The organism is Zhengella mangrovi (assembly GCF_002727065.1).
In the GTDB taxonomy this organism is placed as follows: Bacteria; Pseudomonadota; Alphaproteobacteria; order Rhizobiales; family Rhizobiaceae; genus Zhengella; species Zhengella mangrovi.
Genome location: NZ_PDVP01000042.1, coordinates 1 through 3,395 on the forward strand (window position 1 = coordinate 1; position 3,395 = coordinate 3,395).

At 57.7% G+C, this 3,395-nt stretch carries 3 protein-coding genes; 1 reads left to right on the forward strand and 2 read right to left on the reverse strand.

The features are described 5' to 3' along the window. Nucleotides 1-481: 481 nt before the first annotated feature. Together CSC94_RS23795 and CSC94_RS23800 are read right to left on the reverse strand one after the other, a co-directional pair. Nucleotides 482-766, reverse strand: coding sequence for a hypothetical protein (locus CSC94_RS23795; protein WP_099308844.1), 285 nt, complete (start codon nucleotides 764-766; stop codon nucleotides 482-484). Beyond that, nucleotides 766-1,818 (reverse strand): hypothetical protein, encoded by a 1,053-nt coding sequence (locus CSC94_RS23800; RefSeq protein ID WP_099308845.1) that lies wholly within the window; start codon nucleotides 1,816-1,818, stop codon nucleotides 766-768. Before CSC94_RS23800 ends, CSC94_RS23795 begins: the two co-directional genes overlap by 1 nt. Before the next feature lie 165 nt (nucleotides 1,819-1,983). Between CSC94_RS23800 and CSC94_RS23805 the strand changes: the two genes are divergently transcribed. Beyond that, nucleotides 1,984-3,209, forward strand: a protein-coding gene (locus CSC94_RS23805) for an IS3 family transposase (protein ID WP_099308846.1) whose coding sequence is annotated in 2 segments (ribosomal slippage) — nucleotides 1,984-2,326 and nucleotides 2,326-3,209 — 1,227 coding nt in all. Because the reading frame shifts where the segments join, the coding sequence is not laid out codon by codon here. Nucleotides 3,210-3,395: the final 186 nt, after the last annotated feature.

Here is a 3,395-nt window from a genome sequence, read left to right on the forward strand (position 1 = left end):
AATGGTGGGCGCGACAGGGATTGAACCTGTGACCCCTCCCGTGTGAAGGCAAGGAAAAGAGTTTGGCTTCAACTGCTTGCTGGAGCTGTCCCCCAGTGCTCCCCCGTTTTTCGATTCTTGAATGCTCCGGCGCGCGTACGAACGCTTGAAAATGCCGCTCGTAGCCAATGTTCGCCAGTCCCACATGAAGTACAGCTTTGCGCCTCCAGGTACGCCTATCGACTAGACGTTTTGCAGTCCTGAAACCGGACGTTCTGGTCCATTGTACTTGGGAAGCAGTAGCGCCAAAATATCGAGGAATCTCGAGTTCCGGCGCACTCTAACACGCCGCGAAACGCAGTCAAAATCCTCTACAGCAAACGCGGTGGGGGACGTGACGAAGTCTGAGTCCGTCATATTCCTTCCCAATGCAGTTGGAATTGTTGAGTGCTCATTCGGCTCACGCGAGTCGCACCCCGTTTAGGAGCCGGCGGCATTGAGCTCATTTTCCCTTCGGCGGAAAGGCCAGAGCCTCGTAGCCAGCCTGATCGAGTGTGCAGTCGACTAGCTCTAGGAAGCTCGACTTAGTTACGCCGATCTGTCGCGCCATCTGCCCGAGCAATGGATCACCGATCGTCTTGTGAGAGGTCCCCATGCTCATCTTCGTCTTCTTGATCGTCTTTCGACCAGCAAGATTGTGGTAGATGTAATAGTGATGATCGCCGTCATCACGCTTGAAGCCTTTGCGCTGCAACGAGGCGTCGATATCTTTCCGATCTCTTGCCATCAGTCGAGCGGCCCAAAGCGAGAGAGTAGGTGCCGCTTAACCTCAAGTGCCTCGTCATCCAGTTCGTCGTCGTCGGCTTGGGCGTATTGCCGCCATACCAGATCAAGTTCCGATAAAACACTATCGCGAAGCTCGGACACGTTATCCGCGACAACATCGATGCCTAGACGATGATCCGCGAAACTGAAAAGTCGATCCGCCCAATGGACGGTTACAGGCAAGCTAATGGGACGATTGGTCCAGAAGCGCTTGCCGCCTGACGTGAAGCGATCGATAGGTTCTAGGTGCGGCTCAAGTTCCACGACATTATAGATTTCTTCAAACGAACTTATGTCGCCGCGTGCATTTACCTTCGGACGACCGCTGATTTTGAGCCGCTTGCGAACGTTGGTTTGAAGCCAGCTTTCCAGGGGTAGTGGGTAGTCCATACGAAGCGCGGGGTCTGACCCTGGCTTGATCGTCATAATTGTCTGTTGATAGTCTATGGCACGGAGCTTCCCAGCGACCGACTCCTCATCGACAGCTGGTGGTCTGGGAGTATCATACGCGCTCAGGAGATTTCGCGCACGATCAGCCTTGAACGCGAACGGGCCGCGCGAACCGGCACGGATCATCACTTCGAGCCCGCTACCGTCCGGCGGAAGCAAACCGGCCGCTGCCTTGGCTAAGAACCAACGTTCCCGAGCGTTTGGAACTACAGCCTCAAGCCGCGCTTCCTCGCCGCTATCGAAAGCGCGTAAGGTCGCTATCAGTTTCTCACGCGCGGCAACGGAGGAACGGCTCATCTCACCCGTCCGAGATGCGACAGCAAAAGGCTGAATATGGCTGCCCTTGCGAGGCGCGCGGCACACAACAGCGTACTCGCGCTTTACCTTATTGGTGGGCTTCAACCGTTCGCTCAGGACTCTACCCTCGGCTCGCATACCGATGATATAGATCATACGTTGGATCGCGTTGAGCGACGCAATAACTGCCTCCGCCGGAGCACCCTGCAATTTCTGCACAGATGCCCCGTCGAATTTCAGTTCAAGATCTGTGTCATTCTCGGCCACCGAATTGCTCTTCCAATTCGTTTGACTGCTTCCCACAATCAGTTTGTGATCGTGTTACCAGGCATACTCGGCAAATGAAAGAGGTAGCGGCGGAACCTAGCTCGCTCGCTGAACTGGCCCCCTTTTCGACCGGACCCTCGGGCATGACCATGGAGGCTTAGGGATATCCCTAAGCACGTGCTTATGTCTGACTATGAGATCATCACCGATGGCGGTCGCCGGCGCCGCTGGACTTCATCTGAGAAGTTACGGATTGTCGAGGAGACGCTGGAGGAGAACGCCAGCATCTCGGTCGTGGCGCGCCGCAATGGCGTGGCACCGAACCTGCTGTATCGTTGGCGGCGTCTGATGCTGGAGGGAGGGGCCGTGGCCGTGTCTGGAGACGATGACGTCACAAGCAATCGCGCCGTCCGACAGCTGGAAGAGCGCATCCGCGAGTTGGAGCGCCAGCTCGGGCGCAAGACGCTCGAGGTCGAAATTCTAAAGGAGGCGCTCGACAAGTCGCGCTCAAAAAAACTGACGTGGCTTGCGCAGTCGCAGCCAAAGGACGGTTCCCGATGAGCGTGGTGGCCAAGACCCTCGGTATCTCCCGCTCAAATCTTCATGATCGCCTGAAGGGAGGCGCGAAGCCGCGGCGGCGCTATCACAAAGCGCAAGACGCGGCGGTGGTGCCGCTGATCGCCGCGCTCGTGGCAGCGCGGCCGACCTACGGATACCGGCGGATCACCGCGCTCCTGAACCGGCAACTCAAGACCGAAGGTGCTGCGCCCGTGAACCACAAGCGCGTCTACCGCATCATGCAGGCGCACAGTCTCCTGCTGGCTCGCAGATACACCGAGCGGCCGGAACTGACCCATGAGGGCAAAGTGGTCACGATGCGCTCCAACATTCGCTGGTGTTCAGACGGGTTCGAGTTCACCTGCTGGAACGACGATGTCGTCCGCGGCGCATTCCTCATCGACGCGCACGATCGCGAGATCATCTCCTGGCGGGTCGTCGTGAACGCCGGCATCAGTGGCTCTGATATCCGCGACATGATGCTGGAGGCGGTCGAGCAACGGTTTGGGGCCTGCAAAACGCCGCATCCCATCGAGATGCTGAGCGATAACGGCTCGTGTTACATCGCCAGAGAGACGCGCATCTTCGCTCGCCAGATCGGCCTGAAGCCTTGCTATACGCCCGTGAAGAGCCCGCAGAGCAATGGGATCTCCGAAGCATTCGTGAAGACGCTGAAGCGGGACTACGTCCATGTGACGCCGCTACCGAATGCCGCCACAGTCCTCGGATTGATCACCGGGTGGTTCGAGGACTACAACGACAACCACCCGCACTCAGGGTTGAAGATGCGTTCGCCGCGCGAATTTATCTCAGCTCAAATCGCAACGGCCTGAGTGTCCGCTGAAACGGGGGCAAGACCACTCGCCACCTGCCCGCAATCGTGAAATGGACCGGAAACTCTGAACCGCACCGGGTTTGCCGGAGGCTCCAACTCCTGAGTAGGATGGAGCATCATGAGCAAGACGACAAACAAGTATTCTCCGGAAGTCCGCGAGCGCGCCGTTCGCATGGTTCTGGAT